Annotated in this window: 25 protein-coding genes and 1 tRNA gene; 18 read left to right on the top strand and 8 right to left on the bottom strand. The window is 66.6% G+C overall.

What is annotated here, in order from left to right:
* Positions 1–222 precede the first annotated feature (222 nt).
* Complete coding sequence (locus ABIC66_RS21100) at positions 223–2,361, top strand: sodium-translocating pyrophosphatase (RefSeq protein ID WP_354072856.1); 2,139 nt, start codon at positions 223–225, stop codon at positions 2,359–2,361.
* 84 nt (positions 2,362–2,445) lie between these two features.
* On the opposite strand, the gene ABIC66_RS21095 is transcribed toward ABIC66_RS21100, so the two are convergent.
* Positions 2,446–2,988 (bottom strand): response regulator, encoded by a 543-nt coding sequence (locus tag ABIC66_RS21095; protein WP_354072854.1) that lies wholly within the window; start codon positions 2,986–2,988, stop codon positions 2,446–2,448.
* A 266-nt stretch (positions 2,989–3,254) separates the two neighbouring features.
* The gene (locus ABIC66_RS21090; RefSeq protein WP_354072852.1) at positions 3,255–3,740 is read right to left on the bottom strand and encodes an outer membrane protein assembly factor BamE; all 486 of its coding nucleotides are present in this window, start codon (positions 3,738–3,740) and stop codon (positions 3,255–3,257) included.
* Positions 3,741–3,861: 121 nt separating this feature from the next.
* Between ABIC66_RS21090 and ABIC66_RS21085 the strand changes: the two genes are divergently transcribed.
* From ABIC66_RS21085 to ABIC66_RS21050, 8 genes are all read left to right on the top strand, one after another.
* A complete protein-coding gene (locus tag ABIC66_RS21085; protein WP_354072850.1) occupies positions 3,862–4,392 on the top strand; it encodes a ubiquinol-cytochrome C chaperone family protein in 531 nt (176 codons plus the stop codon).
* Positions 4,377–4,919 carry a YceD family protein gene (locus tag ABIC66_RS21080; protein ID WP_354072848.1) on the top strand — a complete coding sequence of 181 codons (543 nt, stop codon included), beginning with the start codon at positions 4,377–4,379 and terminating at the stop codon, positions 4,917–4,919. The genes ABIC66_RS21085 and ABIC66_RS21080 overlap by 16 nt, the downstream gene beginning before the upstream one ends.
* Before the next feature lie 174 nt (positions 4,920–5,093).
* Positions 5,094–6,164, top strand: coding sequence for a phosphate acyltransferase PlsX (gene plsX, locus ABIC66_RS21075; protein ID WP_354072846.1), 1,071 nt, complete (start codon positions 5,094–5,096; stop codon positions 6,162–6,164).
* Positions 6,161–7,138: a beta-ketoacyl-ACP synthase III gene (locus tag ABIC66_RS21070; RefSeq protein ID WP_354072844.1), complete on the top strand. Its 978-nt coding sequence runs from the start codon at positions 6,161–6,163 to the stop codon at positions 7,136–7,138. Before plsX ends, ABIC66_RS21070 begins: the two co-directional genes overlap by 4 nt.
* A gap of 200 nt (positions 7,139–7,338) precedes the next feature.
* On the top strand, positions 7,339–7,641 hold the full coding sequence (locus ABIC66_RS21065) for an integration host factor subunit alpha (RefSeq protein ID WP_099578878.1): 303 nt from the start codon (positions 7,339–7,341) through the stop codon (positions 7,639–7,641).
* A 12-nt stretch (positions 7,642–7,653) separates the two neighbouring features.
* On the top strand, positions 7,654–8,079 hold the full coding sequence (locus ABIC66_RS21060; protein WP_354072842.1) for a MerR family transcriptional regulator: 426 nt from the start codon (positions 7,654–7,656) through the stop codon (positions 8,077–8,079).
* Between the two features lie 77 nt (positions 8,080–8,156).
* Positions 8,157–8,233: transfer RNA gene (locus ABIC66_RS21055), tRNA-Pro, on the top strand.
* Positions 8,234–8,365: 132 nt separating this feature from the next.
* A complete protein-coding gene (locus tag ABIC66_RS21050; RefSeq protein ID WP_354072840.1) occupies positions 8,366–9,214 on the top strand; it encodes a hypothetical protein in 849 nt (282 codons plus the stop codon).
* 4 nt (positions 9,215–9,218) lie between these two features.
* Here ABIC66_RS21050 and ABIC66_RS21045 read toward each other — a convergent pair whose 3' ends face one another.
* Together ABIC66_RS21045 and ABIC66_RS21040 are read right to left on the bottom strand one after the other, a co-directional pair.
* A complete protein-coding gene (locus tag ABIC66_RS21045) occupies positions 9,219–9,455 on the bottom strand; it encodes a DUF2842 domain-containing protein (protein WP_354072838.1) in 237 nt (78 codons plus the stop codon).
* The gene (locus ABIC66_RS21040) at positions 9,452–9,703 is read right to left on the bottom strand and encodes a GlsB/YeaQ/YmgE family stress response membrane protein (protein ID WP_354072836.1); all 252 of its coding nucleotides are present in this window, start codon (positions 9,701–9,703) and stop codon (positions 9,452–9,454) included. The genes ABIC66_RS21045 and ABIC66_RS21040 overlap by 4 nt, the downstream gene beginning before the upstream one ends.
* A gap of 144 nt (positions 9,704–9,847) precedes the next feature.
* Between ABIC66_RS21040 and ABIC66_RS21035 the strand changes: the two genes are divergently transcribed.
* Both ABIC66_RS21035 and ABIC66_RS21030 read left to right on the top strand, forming a co-directional pair.
* Positions 9,848–10,879 (top strand): COX15/CtaA family protein, encoded by a 1,032-nt coding sequence (locus ABIC66_RS21035; protein ID WP_354072834.1) that lies wholly within the window; start codon positions 9,848–9,850, stop codon positions 10,877–10,879.
* An 80-nt stretch (positions 10,880–10,959) separates the two neighbouring features.
* The gene (locus tag ABIC66_RS21030) at positions 10,960–12,525 is read left to right on the top strand and encodes an alkaline phosphatase family protein (RefSeq protein WP_354072832.1); all 1,566 of its coding nucleotides are present in this window, start codon (positions 10,960–10,962) and stop codon (positions 12,523–12,525) included.
* 911 nt (positions 12,526–13,436) lie between these two features.
* Here the strand turns inward: ABIC66_RS21030 and ABIC66_RS21025 are convergent.
* The gene (locus tag ABIC66_RS21025; protein WP_354072830.1) at positions 13,437–14,837 is read right to left on the bottom strand and encodes an alkaline phosphatase PhoX; all 1,401 of its coding nucleotides are present in this window, start codon (positions 14,835–14,837) and stop codon (positions 13,437–13,439) included.
* Between the two features lie 237 nt (positions 14,838–15,074).
* On the opposite strand from ABIC66_RS21025, the gene rplM reads away from it, so the two are divergent.
* The 3 genes from rplM to argC all read left to right on the top strand — a co-directional run bounded on the left by rplM (position 15,075) and on the right by argC (position 17,073).
* Positions 15,075–15,548: a 50S ribosomal protein L13 gene (rplM, locus tag ABIC66_RS21020; protein WP_354072828.1), complete on the top strand. Its 474-nt coding sequence runs from the start codon at positions 15,075–15,077 to the stop codon at positions 15,546–15,548.
* Between the two features lie 3 nt (positions 15,549–15,551).
* A complete protein-coding gene (rpsI, locus tag ABIC66_RS21015) occupies positions 15,552–16,025 on the top strand; it encodes a 30S ribosomal protein S9 (protein ID WP_354072826.1) in 474 nt (157 codons plus the stop codon).
* A gap of 94 nt (positions 16,026–16,119) precedes the next feature.
* Positions 16,120–17,073, top strand: coding sequence for an N-acetyl-gamma-glutamyl-phosphate reductase (argC, locus tag ABIC66_RS21010; protein ID WP_354072824.1), 954 nt, complete (start codon positions 16,120–16,122; stop codon positions 17,071–17,073).
* 9 nt (positions 17,074–17,082) lie between these two features.
* Here argC and ABIC66_RS21005 read toward each other — a convergent pair whose 3' ends face one another.
* Together ABIC66_RS21005 and soxR are read right to left on the bottom strand one after the other, a co-directional pair.
* A complete protein-coding gene (locus ABIC66_RS21005; protein WP_354072822.1) occupies positions 17,083–17,718 on the bottom strand; it encodes a DUF1287 domain-containing protein in 636 nt (211 codons plus the stop codon).
* 61 nt (positions 17,719–17,779) lie between these two features.
* Positions 17,780–18,238 carry a redox-sensitive transcriptional activator SoxR gene (soxR, locus tag ABIC66_RS21000; RefSeq protein ID WP_354072820.1) on the bottom strand — a complete coding sequence of 153 codons (459 nt, stop codon included), beginning with the start codon at positions 18,236–18,238 and terminating at the stop codon, positions 17,780–17,782.
* A gap of 74 nt (positions 18,239–18,312) precedes the next feature.
* Between soxR and ABIC66_RS20995 the strand changes: the two genes are divergently transcribed.
* Positions 18,313–18,681, top strand: a complete 369-nt coding sequence (locus ABIC66_RS20995) for a putative quinol monooxygenase (protein WP_354072818.1) — start codon at positions 18,313–18,315, stop codon at positions 18,679–18,681.
* Between the two features lie 21 nt (positions 18,682–18,702).
* Here the strand turns inward: ABIC66_RS20995 and ABIC66_RS20990 are convergent, their stop codons facing one another.
* On the bottom strand, positions 18,703–20,697 hold the full coding sequence (locus ABIC66_RS20990; protein WP_354072816.1) for a class I poly(R)-hydroxyalkanoic acid synthase: 1,995 nt from the start codon (positions 20,695–20,697) through the stop codon (positions 18,703–18,705).
* A gap of 90 nt (positions 20,698–20,787) precedes the next feature.
* On the opposite strand from ABIC66_RS20990, the gene ABIC66_RS20985 reads away from it, so the two are divergent.
* From ABIC66_RS20985 to ABIC66_RS20975, 3 genes are all read left to right on the top strand, one after another.
* Positions 20,788–21,231, top strand: coding sequence for a hypothetical protein (locus ABIC66_RS20985; protein WP_354072814.1), 444 nt, complete (start codon positions 20,788–20,790; stop codon positions 21,229–21,231).
* Between the two features lie 109 nt (positions 21,232–21,340).
* A complete protein-coding gene (locus ABIC66_RS20980) occupies positions 21,341–22,561 on the top strand; it encodes an LL-diaminopimelate aminotransferase (RefSeq protein ID WP_354072812.1) in 1,221 nt (406 codons plus the stop codon).
* A 37-nt stretch (positions 22,562–22,598) separates the two neighbouring features.
* Positions 22,599–23,888 (top strand): homoserine dehydrogenase, encoded by a 1,290-nt coding sequence (locus ABIC66_RS20975; protein WP_354072810.1) that lies wholly within the window; start codon positions 22,599–22,601, stop codon positions 23,886–23,888.
* Positions 23,889–23,924 lie beyond the last annotated feature (36 nt).

Genomic DNA, 23,924 nt, shown 5'->3' with positions numbered 1-23,924 from the left:
TCCTTCGAAAAGGCTTGCGCCGACACGGGTTGCGCGCCTCCCGGCCATCTGACAGTCTCATTCGCATGACGCCGTGCGAGCGTCATTCAAGGGAGCATCGAGGGGGCATGAGGCCAAGAGGCCCGCCCGTCGATCCGGGCGGTGGTGTGGCGTCGTCATGCCTCCCGTCGCCGGGACCGGCGTCCCCCTCGTGATTTGGAAGCGCGAAGGGGCGAAGAACTAATGAGTCTTTGGCTTTATCTGGCCATCGGGGCCGGGCTGCTGGCGGTGCTTTACGGCGCCGTGCAAGCCGCCAGTCTGATGCGGGCCTCGGCCGGCAATGCGCGGATGCAGGAGATCGCCGCGGCGATCCAGGAAGGGGCTCAGGCCTATCTGCGTCGGCAATATCTCACCATTTCGATCGTCGGCGTGGTCATCCTCGTCGTCGTCTATCTGCTGATCGGCCAGTGGGCCGCCCTGGGCTTCCTGGTCGGCGCGGTGCTTTCGGGCGCGGCCGGCTTCGCGGGCATGCTGATCTCGGTCCGGGCCAACGTCCGCACCGCCCAGGCGGCCTCGGAAAGCCTGGCCAAGGGCCTGTCGCTGGCCTTCACCTCCGGCGCCATCACCGGCATGCTGGTGGCCGGCTTCGCCCTGCTGGGCGTGGCGGGCTACTACTGGGTGCTGACCGGCGTGCTCGGCTTCGAGCCGACCAGCCGCGGCGTCGTCGACGCCCTGGTCGCCCTGGGCTTCGGCGCCTCGCTGATCTCGATCTTCGCCCGTCTGGGCGGCGGCATCTTCACCAAGGGCGCCGACGTCGGCGGCGACCTGGTGGGCAAGGTGGAAGCCGGCATCCCGGAAGATGACCCCCGCAACGCCGCCACGATCGCCGACAATGTCGGCGACAATGTCGGCGACTGCGCCGGCATGGCCGCCGACCTGTTCGAGACCTATGCGGTGACCACGGTCGCCACCATGGTCCTGGCGGCGATCTTCTTCCGCGGCACGGAAGCCGTCGGCGCGATGATGCTGCTGCCGCTGGCCATCTGCGCGGTCTGCATCGTCACCTCGATCATCGGCGCGTTCTTCGTCCGCCTGGGCAAGAGCCAGAACATCATGGGGGCCTTGTACAAGGGCCTGATCGTGACGGGCGTGCTGTCGATCCCGGCGGTCTGGTACGTGCTGCACGACCTGATCCCGACCGCGGTGATGACGGCCACACGCACCTACACCGCCGACGGCCTGTTCTATTGCGGTCTGGTCGGCCTGGCGGTCACCGCCGCCATCGTCATGATCACCGAGTACTATACCGGCACCAACTTCCGCCCGGTGAAGTCGGTGGCCCAGGCCTCGGTCTCGGGTCACGGCACCAATGTGATCCAGGGCCTGGCCATGTCGCTGGAGTCCACGGCCCTGCCGGCCCTGACCATCATCGTCGGCATCGTCGTCACCTATAACCTGGCGGGGCTGTTCGGCATCGCCATCGCCACCACGACCATGCTGTCGCTGGCCGGCTTCATCGTCGCCCTGGACGCCTTCGGCCCGGTCACCGACAACGCCGGCGGCATCGCCGAGATGGCGGGCCTGCCGTCGGAAGTCCGCGTCACCACCGACGCCCTGGACGCCGTGGGCAACACCACCAAGGCCGTCACCAAGGGCTACGCCATCGGTTCGGCCGGCCTGGGCGCCCTGGTGCTGTTCGCCGCCTATACCGAAGATCTGAAGTTCTTCTCGGCCCACGCGGCCCCGGGCAGCTTCTTCGACGGCATGGGCCCGGTGACCTTCGACCTGTCGAACCCGTACGTCGTGGTCGGCCTGCTGTTCGGCGGCCTCCTGCCGTTCCTGTTCGGCGGCATGTCGATGACCGCCGTCGGCCGCGCGGCCGAGTCGGTCGTCGCCGAGGTGCGTCGTCAGTTCCGCGAGAACCCGGGCATCATGACCGGCGAGGTCAAGCCGGAGTACGGCAGGGCGGTGGACATCCTGACCAAGGCCGCCATCCGCGAGATGATCGTGCCCAGCCTGCTGCCGGTCGTCTCGCCGGTGGTGCTGTTCTTCGTGATCAAGGCCATCGCCGGCAAGGTCGATGCGTTCGCCGCGCTCGGCGCCATGCTGATGGGCGTGATCGTCACCGGCCTGTTCGTCGCCATTTCGATGACCAGCGGCGGCGGCGCCTGGGACAACGCCAAGAAGGTGATCGAGGAAGGCTTCACCGACAAGAACGGCGTCCTGCACACCAAGGGCGGTGAGACCCACAAGGCCGCCGTCACCGGCGACACCGTCGGCGATCCCTACAAGGACACCTCGGGTCCGGCCGTGAACCCGATGATCAAGATCACCAACATCGTGGCCCTGCTGCTGCTGGCGGTGCTGGCCCACGGCGCCTGACGCTTGGCGCAAGGCTGAAACTGGAACGCCCCGGAGGAAACTCCGGGGCGTTTTGTTTTCGGGCGGTTTGCTCCGAACTGGATCTCAGTAGACGTCCTCGGGATCCATCTCGGCCAGGGCGTCCTGGATCTGAACCTCGGGAGCGCCGCGCCGCTCGACGCCGGCGAATTCGTGGTCGATCCGCCGGCGACGGCAGGGGCCAAAATACTCGGTCGCCCGCACGAAGGGGCGGGGGTTATTCACGATCTCGTTGATGCGGTGCATCACTCCGCGCGCGGTCAGCGGCTTGGCCAGGAATTCGGTGACCCCGGCCATGCGCGCGTCGTTCAGGCTGCGCTGGGTGGCATGGCCGGTCATCATGATGACCGGCACATAGGGGTTGGGGCTGGCCGTCGAGGTGCGGATCCAGCGAATGAACGCCAGCCCGTCGACCGGATGCATCATCAGGTCGGTGAAGATGATGTCCATTTCTTCCGCCTGGAAGATCTTGAGCGCTTCAAGGCCATCGTTGGCCTCGCGAATCCTGCGAACGCCGGCGGCCTTCAGGATCTCGCGCACGACTTTGCGCATGTTGACGTTGTCGTCCACAAGCAGGACGGCCACATCGCGAAGATCCATGCCCTCCACAGTGCGCCTCCCACCGTCGCCGTGAATTCATTTCGCCAAAGCTCAGGCGATCTGAGCCCTAAACTCACCCAATTTGGGTTTAAGAAGCGTTTAATCTGCGACGATCCTCTCACCTCAAGAGGGTCAATCTCAAATTCACAGTAAACGCGCGTGCTCTACTTACCCTTCCGGGTGGTGGATATTTTCGCTTTGAAACCGGCGCGCGAAAAAGCCGCCCGCCTTGCGGCGGACGGCTTTCGAAACTGCCGGAGTGTCGACCTTGGCTTTTAGCGGCGATCGCCCGGACGTTGGCCCGGCGCCTCGTCGTCCTGCGGGAGCATGCCGCCGCGGCCGACGTTGCCGAGCAGCTGCTCGAGGATGGTCATCTCGCGGCCGCGGGTCGGCGTCTCGCGGCCGTTATAGGCGATCACCTTGCCGTCCTTAAGCGTGTAGGTGTTCACCGCCGCGACCTTCTCGTCGGCCGGGTTGAACTTGATCGCCACCACGTCGCGCTTGATCACCCGCGGCATGTAGAAGGCCACGCGGTCGGTGGTCTGCGAGATGTAGTACCAAGTGTTCTGGTCGAAGGTCGAAACAGCCGACGGCGAACCCAGCTTTTCCATCAGCGTGGACTTGCTGTCCTCGCCCACCTTCATGTCGGCGGGCTTGGCCTCGATCGCTTGGAATCCGGAATAGCTCGTCAACGGCGTGCAGGCCGAGGTAGCGAACGCCAGGGCCAGGACAGCGGCGGCGAAAACGGCAGGGCGAGACATCAAGGCTCCGGAACCGGAAAAATGCAGACTTTGACCTATCGCCCGCGGGAGCTTAGTTCAATGCCCGCGTGAAAGCGGACCCCGCGCATAACGGGATGTCGCGGCGAAATCGAGGCGTTTCATGTTTCTGGACAGGTTGCTCAAGCCCAGGCCCGCCAAGGCGGCGGGGGCCAAGCTGTACGCTTCGGCGGTCGGGCAGGCGCGGTCCGCGGCCTTTTATCGCGATTTTGGCGTTCGCGACTCGCTGGAGGGCCGGTTCGAGCTTTTCAGCCTGCACGTGATCTTCCTGATCGAGCGGCTGAAGGGGCAGGGGGAGCCGGCCGCCGAGACCTCGCAGGCGGTGTTCGACTCGTACGTGAAGGGTCTGGACGACGCCTTCCGTGAGATCGGCGTGTCCGACACCGCGGTCGGCAAGAAGATGAAGAAGCTGGCCGGCGCCTTCTATGGCCGCCTCAAGACCTATGACGAGGCGCTCGCGACCCTGCAGGATACGGCCGCCGTCACCGACTTCCTGGCCCGCACCGCGTTCGAGGAACGTGGCGAGGGCGACGTGGCGGCCCTGAGCGCCTATGTGATTAAGACGCGCGCGGCGCTGGCGGAACAGCCGCTGGAGACCCTGCTGCAAGGAGACGTGACGTGGCCGAACCCGTGACCGCCCCCTGGCCTTGCGAGATTCCGCTGGCCCAGGTCGACCGCGGCGCCGTGAAACTGCGCCTGGAGCCGACGGCCGAGCAGCGCAAGGCCATCGCCAAGCAGTTGGATCTCGTCAGCCTGGAAGAGTTCAGCGCCGAGGTGTTCCTGACGTCGTGGCTGGACGGCGCGGAAGTCTCGGGTCTGCTGCGCGCCCGCGTCGTCCAGACCTGCAGCGCCACCGCGGACGATTTCGAAACCCCGATCGACGCGCGCTTCGACCTGCGAGTGCTGCCGGCCAACAGCAAGAACGCGCCGCAGGACGAGGACAGTGGCGACCTTGGCGTCGACCCGGACGCCGATGATCCACCCGACATCCTGGAAGGCGAGACGATCGACGTTTCGGGCTATGTCATCGAGCATCTGGCGCTGGAGCTGGATCCGTTCCCTCGTAAGCCGGGCGCGGTGTTCGTCCAGCCGCCCGAGCCGGTCGAACTTTCCCCGTTCGCCGCGCTCCGGAGCCTAAAATCGAAGGACGACGAGGGCTAGAGCGTGACAGCCGAAAGTGTGAGCGGTTTCGGCGATCGTCACGCTCCTTCTAAGAGGTCGGGTCTGCTCAGGCAGACCCGATGCCCGACTCGACCGCTTGCGTGATATTCACGCGGATGTATCGTCCGCCGCCTTGAGGGCGGCGCGACCGCCTGCCGGAGCTCACAGCGCCACGTGTCCCAATCCGTAGTCATCTCCGTCGACGCCATGGGCGGCGATCACGGCCCCTCCGTCGTCGTGCCCGGTGTCGCCCAGGCGGCCCAGGCTCTGCCCGGAGTGCGGTTCCTGCTGCACGGGGACGGCGAGAAGATCCAGGCCGAGCTCGCCAAGCATCCCGCCGCCAAGGCCGTCAGCGAGGTTCGCCACAGCGACAAGGCCATCGGGATGGACGAAAAGCCCGCCCAGGCCATGCGCCGGGGCAAGGGCTCCAGCATGTGGAATGCGATCGAGGCCTTGCGCGAGAACGAGGCTCAAGCCTGCGTGTCGGCCGGTAACACCGGCGCCTTGATGGCCATCTCCAAGCTGATCCTGCGCATGGGCGCGGACCTGGAGCGCCCGGCGATCGTCGCCAACTGGCCGACCCTGAAAGGCATCACGGCGGTCCTGGACGTCGGCGCCAATGTCGAGAGCGACGCGGCCCAGCTGGTCGAGTTCGCCATCATGGGCGCGGCCTTCCACCACGCGGTGCACGGCTCCAAGCGCCCGACCGTGGGCCTGCTGAACGTCGGCTCGGAAGAGCAGAAGGGCCATGAGGAAGTACGGGAGGCCCACGCTATCCTGCGCGAGGCCAAGCTGGACTTCGACTATCACGGCTTTGTCGAGGGCAACGACATCGCCTACGGCACGGTCGACGTGATCGTCACCGACGGTTTCACCGGCAACGTGGCCCTGAAGACGGCCGAGGGTTTGGCCCGGTTCTTCTCCAACGAGATCAAGACCACCCTGACCTCGACGCCGCTGGCCATGCTGGGCGCGGCGATCGCCTCGGGCGCGCTGAACAAGATGCGCCAGCGGCTGGATCCAAGCCGGGTGAACGGGGCTCCGCTTCTGGGGCTGAACGGAATCGTGGTGAAGAGCCACGGCGGCGCGGATGTGAGCGGCTTCGCTTCAGCCATCCGGGTCGCGACCAACCTCGCGCGCAGCGACTTTCGCGCCGAGATCGACAGAAATCTAAAACGCCTGACCGCCGTCGCGGCCCCGGACTCGCAAAGTCCCGGCGTGGATGCCCAGGGAGCGGCCGAGTGAGCGTAACCCGCAGCGTAGTGACCGGCGTCGGCGCTTATCTTCCGCCCAAGGTCGTGACCAACGAGGACCTAGCCAAGTTCGTCGACACCAGCGACGAGTGGATCGTCGAGCGCACCGGCATCCGTCAGCGCCACCAGGCGGCCGACGATCAGCCCGTCTCCGACCTCGCCGCCGAGGCCGCCAAGGAAGCCCTCGCCGCCGCCGGCAAGACCGCCGCCGACGTCGACCTGATCATCGTCGCCACCACGACCGCCGACCTGACCTTTCCGGCCGTCGCCACCATCGTCCAGCGCAAGCTGGGCGCGCCGGTCGGCATCGCCTTCGATGTCCAGGCCGTGTGCTCGGGCTTTGTCTATGCGCTGAGCGTCGCCGACGGCTTCGTGGCGCGCGGTCACGCCAAATGCGCCCTGGTGATCGGCGCCGAGACCATGACGCGCCTGATGGACTGGAGCGACCGCGGCACGTGCGTGCTGTTCGGCGACGGGGCCGGCGCGGTCGTGCTGGAGCCTGGCGAAGGCGAGGGAACGACGGCCGATCGCGGCATGCTGGGCTTCGCCCTGCGCGCCGATGGGACCAAGCAGGACCTGCTCTATGTCGACGGCGGCGTCTCGACCACGGGCACGGTCGGCAAGCTGCGGATGCTGGGCAACCAGGTCTTCAAGCACGCGGTGGTCAATATTTCCGAAGCGATTCACGCGGCCGCCGCCAATGCCGGCGTCGAGGTCGCGGACGTCGACTGGTTCATCCCGCATCAGGCCAACCAGCGCATCCTGGCGGGGGTGGCCCATCGCTGCGGCATCGACGAGGAGAAGGTGATCTCGACGGTCGCCATCCACGCCAACACCTCGGCCGCCTCGATTCCGCTGGCTTTCGCCCATGGGGTGAAGGATGGGCGGATCAAGCCGGGCGACCTGCTGTTGCTGGAAGCCATGGGCGGCGGTCTGACCTGGGGCGCCTGCGTTCTGCGCCTTTGAGGCGCAGCTTGCCCGGCCTTGTCGCCGGGCATGAACTCCTGACGTTGAGTCTTTGACTTCATGCGATAATCACGGCATGAGGTCGTCGGTGGACCTGAGCGCGATCCGTTGAGGGCGGTCGCGGAAAAACTCGAGTTCACCACGAGTGCTCCATCGGAGGCTGTCTCAATGGCCGCCAAGATACGCGTGAAGGGGGTTGCATGAAGGGCGCTACTTTGACCCGGGCCGACCTGTGCGAGGCGGTTCATGAAGAGGTCGGACTGACCCGTCAGGATTGCGCCGGCCTTGTCGAGCGCACCCTGGACCTCGTGGCCGAGGCGCTCGAGGAGGGCGAGACGGTCAAGCTTTCGGGCTTCGGGGTCTTTCAGGTCCGCGCCAAGCGGGCCCGCATGGGCCGCAATCCCAAGACCGGCGAGCCGGCCGAGATCGAGCCCCGTCGGGTGATCGGCTTCCGCGCCTCCCAGGTCATGAAGGCGCGAATCGACCGCGCCCTGGGCGACTAGGGATTCGATGCGGTGGCGAAGGGGCCGAACGCCTTCCGCACGATTTCCGAGGCCGCCGAGGAGCTGGGCGTGCCGCAGCACGTCCTGCGCTTCTGGGAAACCAAGTTCTCTTTCATTCGCCCGATGAAGCGGGCGGGCGGGCGGCGCTTTTATCGTCCGCAGGACGTGGCCGTGCTGAACGGCGTCCGGACCCTGTTGCACAGCGAAGGCCTGACCATCAAGGGCGTGCAGAAGCTGCATCGCGACCAGGGCCTGGCCCAGGTGATCGCCGCGGGCCTCGGCTCGAACGGTTCGGCGAGCCTGGATCCCGATATCGATTACGAATCCTCCAAGGCGCGGACCCAGCGTCTGGGCGGCGAGGCGCGCGACCGCCTGGCCTTCGCGCTGGACGATCTGACCGCCATCAAATCGCGGCTGGACGGACTTTTGGCGCGCTGATCGCGCTCTCGCAAATTGGTCCGAAATCGGTGTTGCCCAAGGCCGGAGCGGCGCCTATAAGGGCGCTCCTTCCGCGTCGGAGCGTGGCGCAGCCTGGTAGCGCACTTGACTGGGGGTCAAGGGGTCGCAGGTTCGAATCCTGTCGCTCCGACCATTTCCTTCGGGAGAAAGCGGAAGCTGGAAAGGGTCGCCGAAAGGCGGCCCTTTTTCGTTTTTGTCATCGGTGTCAAAGAATTAACCAATAAGGGCAGAGGCTTAGCTCAAGCTTACGGTTGGGGGACCGGGCATGGGCAGGATGTTCCTGAGTGGCGTTCTAGCTTCGATCTTGTTGGCCGGCGGCTGCGCCACGACGCCCTACAGCGTCGGCGCGGCGCCCAGCGGCGCCAGCCTGGCGCACTACCAGAGTGGCCGACCAACCTTGATTTCAAGAGCCAGGGCGGGGGTGGTCGAAATCACCCCCGTCGCCCTGGAGTTCGAGGATCGCATCGTTCTGGCGGTGACGGCGATCAACATCGGCGGCGCGCCGGTGAACTTCGGATACGAGAACGTCGGGGCGGTCTACGAGGACGGAGGAGCCGCGAAGCTGATCCCTGTCCAGACCTTGCAGCGCGAAGCCAGGGAGCGCGCCCGCATCGGAGGCTCCGCGGCGAACGGAGCGGTTTCGGCGATCAACTATGGCGTCGATGCGACCGCGATCATCGATTCGTACGGTCGTCCGACCGCGCCCGAGACCCTGGGCGTCCTGCGAACCACGACGATCGATCCCCGGAACATGGTGACCGGGCTGGTCGTGCTGGAAAAGCCTTGGCTGAACGATCGCGTCCGCACCTTGGCGGTCAATGTCGAATTCGGCGGGGAGGGGCACACCTTCCGACTGGCGATCGCCCGACGGGGGGTGCTGATGCCCTTGGGCGGCGTGGCGGCGGCGGCGCGTTTCGACACCGCCGAGGGCCTTCAAACCCTGCCATTTGTTCCGGCCTTGCGCGAGCGGCAGGCTCCGCGAAAGATTCAGGCGGCGCGTCTCAAGGGTTCAGCGGTCAAAACCCCGCCACCGGCCTCGGCCCTGGCGTCTCGATCGGCGGTTCGGTTCGATCCCTATGCTCGGCCGGAGATCAGGCGGGGCGTCATCGAGTGAGCGGCTAGAGCGGCTTGTCGGCCTTGCCCATCCACGAGATCATCGGGATGATCGGCAGGATCCAGCCCATGCCCAGCGCCACGAAATAGACGAGGTGCACGAAGCGGTTCTGGGGCAGGCGGTCATAGAGACTGGTGAAGGCCCAGATCCAGGCGAACAGGATCACCATCACGCCGATGGAGCCGATCAGCTTGCGCCATTTTGCCGGAATTTGGCGGGCCGGAATCAAAGGGGCGCTCACGCGGTTCTCCGGAAGAGGCCGAGCACGGCCAGGAACAGGATCGCGCCGACGCTGGAGACGACCAGCTCACCGACGAAGCCGGCGAAGTGCAGATCGATGCGCGAAGCGATGAACGCTCCGATGAACGAGCCGATCACGCCGATCAAGAGCTTGATGAACAGCGAGTGGCGCCGGCCCAGCACCAGGTCGGCGACCCAGCCGGCCAGGATGCCGATCACCGCCGCCGCGAAAACGCCCATGCCGCTCATCGTCTTCTCCGCCCCCGGAAGGCCCATTTTCGCATGAAGCGCCGGGCCCGTCATGCTCAGCCACAGAAACGTTGATGCGCGCAAGTTGCGGGCGTAGGGAAGTCTCGCCGCATTTCGGCCCATAAGTGACGCTTTTCCGATCCTATGACGTCTTTCCTGCGTTCAGACCGTTCGCGCACCGTCGCGATCTGGCTCTTCATCGTCGCCGCCATGGTCTTCGCCATGGTCGTGGTCGGCGGGGCCACCCGCCTGACGGACTCGGGTCTCTCGATCACCCAGTGGAAACCGATCATGGGCGCGTTGCCGCCGATGTCGGACCAGGCCTGGCGCGAGAGCTTCGAGCTCTACAAGAAGATCCCCCAGTACCAGCTGGTCAATCCCGACATGACCCTGGAGGGCTATAAAGGCATCTTCTGGTGGGAGTGGGCGCATCGCCTGCTGGGGCGCACGGTCGGCGTGGTGTTCGCCATCCCGTTCGTGGTCTTCCTGATCCGCCGGGATATCCCGCGTCGCCTGATCTGGCGCTGCGCGGTCATGCTGGGCCTGGGCGGCCTGCAGGGGCTCGTAGGATGGTGGATGGTGTCGAGCGGCCTGTCGGAGCGGGTCTCGGTCGCCCCCGAGCGGCTGATGCTCCATCTCGGCTTGGCGCTGGCCTTGTTTGTGGTCCTGATCTGGACCGCCCTGGACGCCTGGAGCGGTTCGCCCCGCGTCGAGGAGCGTTCGGCGTGGCGCGGCTGGGCCCTGGCTTTCCTGGGCGCGGTGTTCTTCCAGAGCCTGCTGGGCGCGCTGGTGGCCGGAAATGACGCGGGTCTGGTCTACAACGATTGGCCGCTGATGAATGGCCATCTGTTCCCCGCCGAGTACGCGGGCCATGGCTTTTGGGGCACGCTGGCTCACAGTCAGGGCGCGGTGCAGCTGCATCACCGACTGATGGCCTATCTCCTGTTCATCGCCGGGATCGTCATCGGCGTGGTCGCGGGGCGGGATCGCCCGCTAGCGGCCGGCAGCAAGGCCGTGGCCCTGGCGGTCGCTCTCGTCGTCACCTTGCAGGCGGGCCTGGGCGTCTGGACCCTGATGGCGGGCGTGCCGATCGCCCTGGGCGTCCTGCACCAGGCGGGAGCCGCGCTGCTGCTGGCCACGGCGACCGTGTTCGCCTGGCGGGTGCGCAGACCCTGATTTTTCGGGCTGAAACAAAAGCCCGGAACAACTGTCACACGTCGAGCGCAAATCGGGCCGATTCCTCATGGAGCTTGGCCTTGATCCGCCCCCCCATCTTCTCGCCTGTCGTTCTCGCCCTCGTTGCGTCCGTCGCCATTCCCGCGTTCGCCCTGGCTCAGGCTCCGGCCTCGACGCCGCCCTCGGTCAGCGCCGCCGACCCGTACTACAAGGCGGGCGAAGCCGCCCTGGCGCGTCAGCTGACCGTGGTTCCCAACACCGGCAAGGCCAAGAACGTCATCCTGTTCCTGGGCGACGGTATGGGCATTTCGACGGTCACGGCCGGCCGCATCTATGATGGTCAGCTGAAGGGCGTCGACGGCGAGTCGAACTCGCTGGCGTTCGAAAAGCTGCCCTACGCGGCGCTCTCCAAGACCTATAGCCACGACACTCAGGTCACCGACAGCGCCGCCGGCATCACGGCGATCATGACCGGCGTCAAGACGCGCAACAAGATCATCGGCCTGACCGGCGCGGCGCTGGGCGAGAAGTGCGAGACCGAGGCCGGCCATCGCGTCGAGACCTTAGCCGAGCTGGCCAAGTCCAAGGGCCTGGCGGCCGGTGTCGTGACCACGACCCGCGTCACCCATGCCACCCCGGCCGGCGCCTACGCCCACACCGCCTATCGCGATTGGGAAGGCGACAGCGACATGCCGGTCGAGGCCCTGCAGGGCGGCTGCAAGGACATCGCCCGTCAGCTGATCGAGGCGCCGGACGCCTTGCGCCTGGACGTCGTCATGGGCGGCGGTCGGTCGCGCTTCCTGCCCGAGGACAAGGACGGCAAGCGCGCCGACGGCCGTGACCTGACGGCCGAATGGCTGAAGGCCGAAGGGGCGGGCTCGTCCTATGTCACCACCGTCGACCAGCTGAAGGCCCTTGGACCCGACACGCGCCACGTGCTGGGTCTCTTCGCGCCCGAGCATCTGCCCTACGAGGTGGAGCGCGCGGTGCTGGGCCAGGGCGTGCCGACCTTGGCCGAGATGGCGACCGCGGCCGTCGACGTGCTGTCCAAGAACCCGAACGGCTATTTCCTGCTGGTCGAGGGCGGCAAGATCGACATGGGCAGCCACCTGGGCAACGCCAAGCGCACGCTCAGCGAGACGGTGGAGTTCTCCAAGGCCATCGCCGCCGTCCTGGCCAAGGTCGACCTGAAGGACACCCTGGTCGTCGTCACCGCCGACCATAGCCACGGCCTGGTGATCTCGGGCTATGCCCCGCGCAACGCGCCAATCCTGGGCGTGGCGGGCAATGAAGGCGAGCCCGCCATCGCCGCCGACGGCAAGGCCTACACCACCCTGATGTTCGCCACCGGCCCCGGCGGTCCGCTGGGCAACGACACCCGCGCCGATCCGACCAAGGAAGACCTGGACGACATTGACTACCACCAGCAGGCGGCCGTGAACCTGCCCAGCGCCGCCCACGGCGGCGAGGACGTCGGGATCTTCGCCGACGGCCCGCAGGCCTATCTGCTGCGTGGCGTGGTCGAGGAAAGCTACATCTTCCAGGTCATGCGCCACGCCTTCGGCTTCGACGGGCAAGCGCTGACCCCGGCCGCCGCCGCGCCGGCGGGGACGGCCAAGGTCAAGAAGAAGCGCTGGCTGTTCTAGGGCGGCGGTCGAGCGGCTGGGGCGGGCGAAGCGGGCGGAGCAGGGGAGCCGGCCAACGCCGCTGGCCCCCACCTGACCTGCTCACGCAGGTCGTCCGCCCCCGGAGGGGGCGGAAGGATGACCTTCTTCCCCCTCCGGGGGAGGAGCGCCGCAGGCGCGGAGGGGGCCAGTACGGGGATTGAGCCGCCTCTATCCCCGGTGTTCGCGAGATCGAACCCCACGAATTCAACCACTTCTCACTTTTACGCGCGTCTGAATGATCCGCGTTCAAACCCGCCCCATACTCAGAGCTGTCCCCGTCGCAAGGGGAGGGCGCTTGGATCCGGCCCAAAGCGGCGGCGGGGATAGGTTGAGCGGGGCCGCGTGGGCGCCGCCTCGGTTCGGGTGGTGGTCTGTTCGTGGATAGATCCGGGACCACACGAAGGCCGAGGGGTTAGCCGAGCGCGGAGCGACAGGGCGGTGATCGTACAAGCCGCCTATCGTGGATCGTCGGGGTCGAGACGGATGTAGCCGATCGACTTGGTCCACGCCCGTCCGGGGGTAACGGAGGCCCGAGCAGATAACGCTCACGCCCGCCGTCCTCACGGGCAAGAACAGCCTGGCGGAGCGGTCGTCCGAGCCGAAACGTAAAATCAAACTCACGGTCTCCGGGTTCGCCCGGCCGCTCCGTCGCCTCCCCACACCTTCAGCGAGCGATCGCGTGAGGACGACGACGCATGACCTTCAAGAACGCTTTTAGAGCCGATCGACATTCAACCCCAAACACCGCTCATCCCCGCGAAAGCGGGGACCCAAGCCGAGTCGGCGGATGGATTCAGGACCGAGCCACGCACCGAAAGTCCGCTTGGGTCCCCGCTTTCGCGGGGATGAGCGGATTAAGAAGGGCGGCCAATGTTGAATGTCGATCGGCCCTAGGCCTTGACGGTCGCCCAGGGCCCGGTGATCGCCAGGGTGATCCCGGGGTTCTGGATATTGACGAACATCGTGCCGCCGTCGGGCGAGAAGCAGGCGCCGGCGAACTCCGAATTCCCCACGAAGACGTTGCGGCCCAGGGTGTAGACCTTGCCCTGGGGCGTCACCCCGCGCAGGTGGTTGCGCAGCGTGTCCGAATAGCGATCCTCGCAGACGATGACGTGGCCCCAGGGCGCGACGACCAGGTTGTCGGCATAGTCCAGCACCCGGTCGTTCTGGCTCTCGACGAACAGCTGCAGCTTGCCAGGCTGGTCCTTCTCGCCGGCCTGGCCCTCGACGGCGCTCGGGACATAGCGGAACAGCTGGCCGGAGCCCACCGCGCCGCCGGCCGTGCAGGCGAAATAGAGCTCGCCCCGGCCGAAGAACACGCCTTCGCCTCGGCAGAAGACCGCCGCGCCCTTGGCGAAGCCGCGTCGGCGCAGGTCATCGTAAGGATTGTCGACGCCGTCGAGGTCGATCCAGCGCACGGCCTTCCAGCCGCCGGGCGGGAAGGTCTTTTCCTCTTGGTTGCGGGTGTCGCCGCCTCCCGGCGCGTCGACCAGGCCCAGGGCCTGCAGGCGGCCGCCGGCGCCCAGGTTGCGCCGGTCGTTGGGCAGGAAGCGGTAGAACAGGCCGTCGGCCACGTCCTCGGTCATGTAGACCACGCCAGTGCGCGGATCGATGCAGGCGGCCTCGTGCTTGAAGCGGCCGAGGGCGGTGAGGGGCGCCGGCTGGACCAGACCGACATGGGCGCTGGGAACCTCGAACACATAGCCGTGGCTCTTACCGACCTCGAGGCCCGACTCCAGCGTGGTCTCCTCGCAAGTCAGCCACGAGCCCCAGGGCGTCACGCCGCCGGCGCAGTTGACGATGGTGCCGGCCAGGCTGAGGTGCTGGCGCTCGGTCTGGCGGGTCTTCAGATTGTAGAGCTGGGTCGTCGTGCCGCCGGGCAGGGGACGCTCGCCGTTGTGGAAGTCCCAAACCTTGGCACGGTCGATGCGGTCGACCAGGTGGTTGGAGAGGCCGAACGCGCCCTGATGCAAATCGCCGACCGACAGCTCGTGGTTGCGCACCAGCAGCACGCGCTCGGCGTCGACGGAGAAACAGCCCATGCCGTCGGCCTTGCCGGGCAGCAGGAAGCCGTCGCTCATCGTCTCGCCGGCCTGGGCGATGACCTGGTAGCGAAAGCCCGCTGGCAGATCGAGCATCCCCTTGGGATCCTCGACCAGCGGACCATAGCCCTCGACCTCGTTGAGATAGCTCTCGGCCTCGACCGCCTCGTCCTGGGCGCGGGCGGAGAAGGCGGCGAAGGCCAGGCTGGTGGCGGTCGCGCCAAGGAAGCTTCTGCGGGAAAAGGACATGGTTGGCGCCCGTGTGTGCGTTGACTGCCCTGGCTATGCCCGCCGTTGATGACGGTTCGAACACGGCGATGAGGTATTATACTACCACATACTGTATCTATTTGTTTTGTATGGATTTTGTAAGTTTCTTGGCGCGCCGTTGTTGACAGTCCGCGAACCCTCCCGTACATGCCGCGCCTCACACGGACGAAACCGGCTTTCTCGGGTTCGGACGCCCAGAAATTACGGATCAATCCCATGCAAAAGACCACGGCTTCCCTGAAGCCCGCCGAGGTCGAGAAGAAGTGGATCGTGGTCGACGCCCAGGACGCCGTTGTCGGCCGTCTGGCGACGTTCATCGCCATGCGTCTTCGCGGCAAGCACCGTCCTGATTACACCCCGCACGTCGACTGCGGCGACTTCGTCGTCGTGATCAACGCCGACAAGGTGAAGTTCACCGGCAAGAAGCTGGACGACAAGGTCTACTATCGCCACACCGGTCACCCGGGCGGCGTCAAGTCGACCACCCCGCGCAAGGTGCTGGGCGGCAAGTTCCCGGAACGCGTTCTGGAGAAGGCCGTCGAGCGCATGCTGCCGAAGGAAAGCCCGCTTGCCCGCAAGCAGCTGACCCACCTGCTCATCTACAACAACGGCGAGCACCCGCACCAAGCGCAGAGCCCGGAAGTCATCGACTTCGCTTCGCGCAACGCCAAGAACACCCGGAGCCTCTAAGCCATGACCGACGCCCAAGGCTTTGACGCGCTGGCTAGCCTGTCCAGCAACCCGGAAGCGGCCGCCCCGGCCGAGCCCAAGATCGACGCCCAAGGCCGCTCGTACGCGACCGGCAAGCGCAAGAACGCGATCGCTCGCGTCTGGATCAAGCCGGGCAAGGGTTCGATCACCATCAACGGCCGCGACCAGGAAGTTTACTTCGCGCGTCCGGTGCTGCGCATGATGATCGCCCAGCCCCTGGAAGTGACCGATCGCCTCGGTCAATTCGACGTCGTCGTGACCGTGGAAGGCTCGGGCCTCTCGGGCCAAGCCGGCGCGATCCGTCACGGCCTGTCCAAGGCCCTGACCTATTACGAGCCCGGCCTGCGCCCGGTCCTGAAGCCGCACGGCTTCCTGACCCGCGACAGCCGCGTGGTCGAGCGTAAGAAGTACGGCAAGGCCAAGGCCCGCCGCAGCTTCCAGTTCTCGAAGCGCTAAACGCGGTTCGTACGCGTTTGGAAGAGGGCGCTTCGGTCATCCGAAGCGCCCTTTTTCTTGTCCATTCCATCTCTTGTCTGGATCGGAGTCCGCCATGGCGAACGCCCCCAAGGTCTTCATCGACGGTGAAGTCGGCACCACCGGCCTGCAGATCCGCGAGCGCCTGATCGGCCGCACCGACCTGCAACTGGTCTCGATCGATCCGGAGAAGCGCAAGGACGCCGCCGCCCGCGCCGAGATGCTGAATGGCGCAGACGCCGTGATCCTGTGCCTGCCCGACGATGCGGCCATGGAAGCCGTGTCGCTGGTCTCGAATCCCGAGACTGTGATCATCGACGCCTCGACCGCCTATCGCACGGCCGAAGGCTGGACCTATGGCTTCGCCGAGCTGGACAAGGCGCAGCGGGGCAAGATCGCCGCGTCCAAGCGCATCTCCAATCCGGGCTGCTATCCGACGGGCGCGATCGCCCTGACCCGGCCTTTGGTCTCGGCCGGCATCCTGCCGCCGGAACTGCCGGTCTCCTACAACGCCGTCTCGGGCTATAGCGGCGGCGGCAAGGCGATGATCGCCGAGTTCGAGGACGCCAGCGCTCCGAACCATACCGATGTCCCGTACCGGATCTACGGCTTGTCGATGGCCCACAAGCACGTGCCGGAGATGCGGAAGCACGGCGGCCTGCTGAACCGGCCGATCTTCATGCCGGCCGTGGGGCGCTATCTGCAGGGCATGATCGTCGAGATGCCGCTGCACTTCTCGTGCCTGAACGGGACACCGTCGCTGGGCGATATCCACGCCGCGTTGTGCGCGCACTACAAGGGCGAGAAGTTCGTCGAGGTCGCCTCGCTGGAGGAAGCCAAGGGTCTGACGACGCTGGATCCCGAGGGACTGAACGGCACTAACCGTCTCAAGCTCTTCGTGTTCGGCTCGGACACCAGCGGTCAGGCGCGCCTCGTGGCCCTGCTCGACAACCTGGGTAAGGGCGCTTCGGGCGCGGCGGTGCAGAACCTGAACATCGCCCTGGGCCTCAAGGAAGACGCGGGCCTCTAGCCCCTCGTTCTAGACCCGCCAGCGGTAGTGGCCGGCGGGCTTGTGCAGCTTGAACATCCACAGCGGCTCCTCGTGGACGCCGTCGCCGATGTTGTGGGCGACGCGCACGCGCTGAGGGCCGTCGACCACCACGCCCAGATGCGGTCGCGCGCCGGCCGCCAGCCGCCAGGTCAGCACGTCGCCGGGCTGAGGCGCGTCGAAGGCGTCACCTCCGAACGGCCGCGCGCCGGGGAGGGGCAGGCGGGCGTTCTGACGCGCCAGGAAGGTCTCCAGGTTCAGCACCCGCCGGTGATCTATATTGGCGTCCGGTGACGTCAGGCCCCATTCCCGGCGCGAGGGGTAGGCGGCGAAGGCCCGCTCCATGTCCTCGTGCACGCGCGTCTGCAGGTCGATGTCCCAGGCGTCGCGAGCGGCGCGGATCAGCACGTCCGAGCAGACGCCGCTGGTGCGCAGTACGTCTCCGTTCGGATAGTCGATCGAGCGGTAGCTGGGGTCGTAGTCCACGGTGATCCCGATCTGCCGACGAGCAGCGGCGGCCAGCTTGGCGCCAGCGTTCGGGATCAAGGCATGGCTCGCGCCGCCGCCCGCCAACATGGGCATGGCGGCGAACATCCCCAGGGCTGTTCGACGGTCGAGCGTGAGCATGGGCGGAAGCTTCGCCGCGATCCTGGCGGGATTTAGGCGAACGCGGATCTTTGGCGCGGCCTTAGCCATTTTTGCGCTCCAGCAGCCGCGGACCTGAACCTTCGGCGGACAGGGCGTCGCCCGGGTTGCGCAATGGGCAAGCGGTCAGCGACAGGCATCCGCAGCCGATGCAGTCGCCCAGCTGGTCGCGAAGCTGCGTGAGGCGGAGGATGCGAGCGTCCAGCTCGTCGCGCCAATTGGTCGATAGCGTCCTCCAGTCGTCGGCGCTGGGGGCGCGGTCGTCGGGCAGAGCGGCCAGCGCGTCCTTGATCTCGGCCAGGGGCATGCCGGTGCGCTGGGCCACCTTGATCACCGCCACACGCCGCAGAACGCCGCGCGGATAGCGCCGTTGGTTACCGTCGGTGCGCAGGCTGCGGATCAGCCCCTTCGCCTCGTAGAAATGAAGCGCCGAGACCGCCACGCCGCTGCGCTTGGCCACCTCGCCGATGCTCAAAGTCGGGGGCGAGAAGGATTTCGACATCGGCGCTTGACCTCAACTATGGTTGAGGTTTTACAGGAGAGGCTCCTGACCTCGCAAGCCTTCAAGGAGCTTCCATGACCCTCGCCGTTCCCGACCAACTCGCTGTCGCCACCGCCCTGGCCGCCGACGCCCAACCAAGCAAGCCGGTGCTCAGCGTCAGCGTGATCCGGGTCAAGCCGGGTCACTTCGAGGAGTTCATGGCGCTGCAGACGGCGCACCTGGAGCGTATCCGCGGCACGGTCGCCGGGGTGCGCGGCGGTCGCCTGTTCAAGTCGGCCGAGAAGAACACAGTCCTCATGCTCTCGGCGTTCGAGACGGCGGAGGATGGCGCGCGCTTCCGTCAGGACCCTCGCTTCCGCGAGCACCTGGACCTGGCCGGCGCGATGATCGAGAGCAGCGAGGCCCTGCCGCTTGAGCTGGCCTATGAAATCGGCGTGATTTGACCCTGACGAGGTCGCGGCCCGTCAGGGCTGCGACTTCACCATCACGAAACTGCCGGGAGCATCCTCGAGGGGCTTCAACGGTCCCTTGCTCGGATCGCGGGCCGGGATCTGGTCGCCCGAGCGCGCCTTCAGCCAGGTGGCCCAGTGCGGCCACCACGAGCCCGGATGCTCCTGGGCGCCGGCGATCCACTCTCCGACGTCGCCAGGTAGGCCCTCGTTGGTCCAGTGCTGATACTTCTTGGCGTCCGGATGGTTGATCACGCCGGCGATGTGGCCCGAACCCGCCATGGTGAAGGTCACCGGTCCGCCGAAGGCCTTGGCGCCGCGATAGACGCTGCGGTACGGGGCGATGTGGTCGTCTTTCGACGACTGGACGTAGATCGGCGTCGTCACCTTCGACAGGTCCAGATGCTCGCCGCCCAGGCTGAGCTTGCCCGTGGTCAGGGCGTTGTCCTTGTAGAAATTGCGCAGATAGAACAGGTGCAGCGCCTTGGGCATCCGCGTCTGGTCGGCGTTCCAGAACAAGAGGTCGAAGGGCCGCGGCTCCTTGCCCATCAGGTAGTTGCTGACGAAGAACGACCAGATCAGGTCGTTGCCGCGCAGAGCGTTGAAAGTGTCGGCCATAGACTGGCTGGGTAGGAAGCCGCCTGCGGCGTCCATCTGCTGTTCGATCGACTGCAGCCATTCCTCGTTGGTGAACAGCAGAAGATCGCCGGCCTCGGCGAAGTCTTGCTGAGCGGCGAAGAAGGTGGCTGAGTTGATCCGCTTGTCGCCGCGCGCGGCCATGTGGGCCAGGGCGACCGACAGCAAGGTACCGCCGATGCAGTAGCCGACCGTGTTGACCCTATCGACGCCACACTGGGTCATGACCTGCTGGGTGGCGTCATAGACGCCTTCCAGCATGTAGTCCTCGAAGGTCTTGGCCGCGAGTTTCTGGTCGGGATTGACCCACGAGGCGACGAACACCGTGAAGCCCTGGCTGGTCAGCCATCGGATCATCGAGTTCTCGGGGCGCAGATCCAGGATATAGAATTTGTTGATCCACGGCGGGAAGATCAGCAGCGGGATCTCGCAGACCGTCTCGGTGGTCGGATTGAACTGCAGCAGCTGCAGGATGTCGTTCTGGTAGACGACCTTGCCGGGTGCGGTGGCGACGTTCTCTCCGACCTTGAACTTGGCCAGATCCGTCTGGCTGATCGCAAGCTGGCCGCCGCCGCGCTCGAGGTCGGCGGCGAAGTTCTCCATGCCGCGCACCAGGCTCTGACCCTGGGTCTGCACCACCTCTCGTAGGGCCGCGGGGTTGGAGATCAGGAAGTTCGACGGCGAGAAGGCGTCGGTCAGCATCTTGGTGAAGAACTCGACCCGGCGCTTCGCGGCCGGATCGACGCCTTCCACTTCCGCGATCAGGCCGTTCAGCCAGTTCGAGGACAGCAGATAGGATTGCTTCATCAGGTCGAACATCGGATTCGACGCCCAGTCGGGGTCGTTGAAACGCTTGTCGCCGGCGGCCGGGGCGACCACCGGCGCGACCTCCTCGCCGGCGGCGCGGCGAGCGGTGGATTGCCACAAGTCCACGTACTGGCCAAACAGATCCGCCTGGGCGCGCATCAGCCGGTCGGGCTGGGCGGCGAGCCGCGTCATCACCTCGTTCAGGGCCGGGGCGACGTGGAACGGATCGGGGGACAATGCCGCCGGCCGGTCGGCCTGCCGCAGAGCCGCCTCGGCGATCGCGCCCTGGGCGGTGACGGCGGCGCGGGCCAGATTGGCGGACAGCGTCTCGACCATCTTCAGCTGGTCGGGCGACAGTACGGCTTCGAACGGCGGGGCGCCAGGACCTCCGGACGCGTGCGAGCCTTGAGGCGAGGTCGCCGATTCGGTCTTCGGCGGCGGTTGGACGGTCTCTGGCTTGGCCTTGGACTTCGCGCTCTTCGGCGGGGCCTTGGCCTTGGGTTCGGCGGTCTCGACCTTGGGGGCGGCCTTTTTCTTAGGCTTGGGAGCCGCCTTCGCCGTGGGCATGAGGTTTCCTCCGGTTGTCCAAAGCCAGTTCACGAAAAGCGGCGCCGAACGCCTTTCGCTCGCCGCGATCATCGCATAAGACCAGAACCAATGAACGGCGAAACCCGCAAAATCGTACGTGTCGCTCTGATCGTCGGCCTCGCCGCCGGCGCGGCCGCGTGCGTCGCCAGTCCGTTCACGGCGGCCAAGGTCGATCCCGGCTCGCCCGTCGCCGCCGCGGCGACCGCCGCGACCAAGACCAAGGCGTCGTATCGCAAGTTCTCGGACATTCCGGCGATCCCGACCGACGTGCCGACCGCCGACCAGGTCCGCGCGGCCGTCGTCCAGCAGCAGGCCGCCGGCGCGGCTCTGACCAAGGCCGTCGCACCGGGCACTTGGGAGCTGAAGGACAGCGAAGGCTACGCCACGAAGGCGCGCCGCGACGCCAGAGCGCCGGCCTTCGAAGCCCCGACCGACGCCGATCGCGCCGACACCGAAGCCTTCGCGCGCGCAGCGCGTGGCCGAGCTAGCGCGCCTTCGTCGCAGCCTAAATAGGCCGACGAAGGCATAATCGTCCTTGAACTGGCTTGGCGCGACCCCGCTTGGGGTCTATCCATGCCCGACTTTCGCTCCCGACGCGCCGAAGAGGCGCATAGAGCCCCCAATGAGCACCGATTTTCATCGTATCCGCCGCCTGCCGCCGTACGTCTTCGAAGAGGTCAACAAGATCAAGGCCCGCCTCCGCGCCGAGGGGACCGACATCATCGACTTCGGCATGGGCAATCCGGACATGCCCACGCCCCAGCACATCGTCGACAAACTGATCGAGACGGCGCGCGATCCCAAGGCGGGCCGCTATTCCGCCTCGAAGGGCATCCCCGGCCTGCGCAAGGCGATGGCCAACTACTACGGCCGCCGCTTCGGCGTGAAGCTGAACCCTGACACCGAGGTGATCGCCACCCTGGGCTCGAAGGAAGGCTTCGCCAACCTCGCCCAGGCCCTGACCGGTCCCGGCGACGTCATCATCTGCCCCAACCCGGCCTATCCGATCCACGCCTTCGGCTTCATCATGGCCGGCGGCATCATCCGCCATGTGCCGGCCCTGTCGCCCGAAGAGTACCTGTCCAACATCAGCCGCGCGGTGAAGCACTCGGTGCCACCGCCCAGCGTGCTGATCCTGTCCTATCCGTCGAACCCGACGGCCCAGTGGGTGGACCTGGACTTCTACAAGGACGCCGTCGCCCTGGCGAAGAAGCACGACCTGCTGGTGATCAGCGACGTGGCCTATGGCGAAATCTATTTCGACAACAATCCGCCGCCGTCGATCCTGCAGGTCGAGGGCGCCAAGGACATCGCCGTCGAGGTCAACTCGCTGTCGAAGACCTACGCCATGGCCGGCTGGCGCGTCGGCATGGTGGTGGGCAACGCTCGCATCTGCGCGGCCCTGGCCCGCGTGAAGTCGTATCTGGACTACGGCGCCTACACGCCGGTGCAGGTGGCGGCCGCCGCAGCGCTGAATGGTCCGCAGGATTGCGTCGACGAGATCCGCGGCATCTACAAGAGCCGTCGGGACACGCTGATCAAGTCGATGAAGGGCGCGGGCTGGGACATTCCCAATCCGCCGGCCTCGATGTTCGCCTGGGCCAAGATTCCCGAACAGTATCGCGAGGCCGGCTCGATGCTGTTCTCGCGCCTGCTGATCGAAGAGGCGGGCGTCGCCGTCGCCCCGGGCATCGGCTTCGGCGAATACGGCGAAGGTTATGTCCGGATCGGCCTGGTCGAGAACGAGCACCGCATCCGCCAAGCTGCGCGCAACGTGAAGAAATTCATCGCCAACGCCGACTCCATCCTGGCCAAGGCCCACAACAAGATGGAACAGGCCTGAACAAGGCTCGTCCGGACGGCGTAACGAGGATTCGAAGATGACGAACAAGACCTGGCGCGTCGGCGTCGCGGGCCTGGGCACCGTTGGCGGCGGCCTTCTGCAGTTCCTGGCCGACCGCCCGAATTTCGCGCCGGCCGGTGATACGGCGGTCGTGACCGCTGTCTCGGCCCGGTCCAAATCGCGTCCGCGTACAGTCGACATCTCGAATCTCATCTGGTTCGACGATCCGGTGGCGCTCGCGGCCTCACCGGACGTCGACATCTTCGTCGAGCTGGTCGGCGGCTCAGATGGCCCGGCCAAGGCGGCCGTCGAAACGGCGCTGAAGGCCGGCAAGCCCGTGGTCACCGCCAACAAGGCGTTGATCGCAGAGCACGGCGCCGAGCTGGCCGCGCTGGCCGAGGCCAACGGCGCGCCGCTGCTGTTCGAGGCCGCGGTCATGGGCGGCGTGCCCGCGGTCAAGATGATGCGCGAGGCCCTGGTGGGCGACGACATCGTCTCGGTGGCCGGCATCCTCAACGGCACCTGCAACTTCATCCTCTCGGAGATGGAGAAGACGGGGCGCTCGTTCGCCGACGTGCTGCGCGAGGCCCAAGGCCTGGGCTATGCCGAGGCCGACCCGACCATGGACGTCGGCGGCTTCGACGCGGGTCACAAGATCAGCATCCTGGCCGCGCTGGCCTTCGGCTGCGCCCCGAACTTCGCCGCCGCGGAGATCGAAGGCATCAGCGATGTCGAACTGCTCGACATCAAGCTGGCCAAGGACCTGGGCTATCGCATCAAACTCGTCGCCAGCGCCGCCAAGACCGACGACGGCGTCGCGGTGAAGGTGCATCCGTCGTTGACCCCGCTGGACCATCCGCTGGCCCAGGCGGGCGGGGCGCTGAACGCGCTGTTCATCGAGGGCAAGCGCATCGGCCGGATCTTCGTCCAGGGCCCGGGCGCGGGCGCGGGGCCGACCGCCGCCGCCGTGGCCGCCGACATCGCCGACGTGATGACCAACGCCGTGCGTCCAGTGTTCCAGACCCCGGCGGGCGAGCTGGCCTCGTTCACCTCCATCGACCCGGCCCGCGCCGTGGGCAAGGCCTATCTGCGCGTCATGGTCCAGGACCAGCCGGGCGTGATCGCGGCGATCTCAGAAACCCTGGCCGAATGCGGCGTTTCGATCGACAGCTTCCTGCAAAAGCCCGTCGAAGGCGCGGGCGGCGTGCCGATCGTGCTCGTTACCCATGCGACGCCAGAATCGAAGCTTCTGGACGCGATTAGCCGCATCGAAAAGCTGCAGACCGTGCTAGAGCGTCCCCGCCTTCTGCGCGTCGCGCGCATCTAACGACCCGCCGCAGAGCCCTTCCGATCCGATCAATTT

This window comes from Caulobacter sp. 1776, from assembly GCF_040545685.1.
In the GTDB taxonomy this organism is placed as follows: domain Bacteria; phylum Pseudomonadota; class Alphaproteobacteria; order Caulobacterales; family Caulobacteraceae; genus Caulobacter.
The sequence above is the reverse complement of the archived record's forward strand: the minus strand, read 5'-3'. Positions and strand labels throughout refer to the sequence as shown.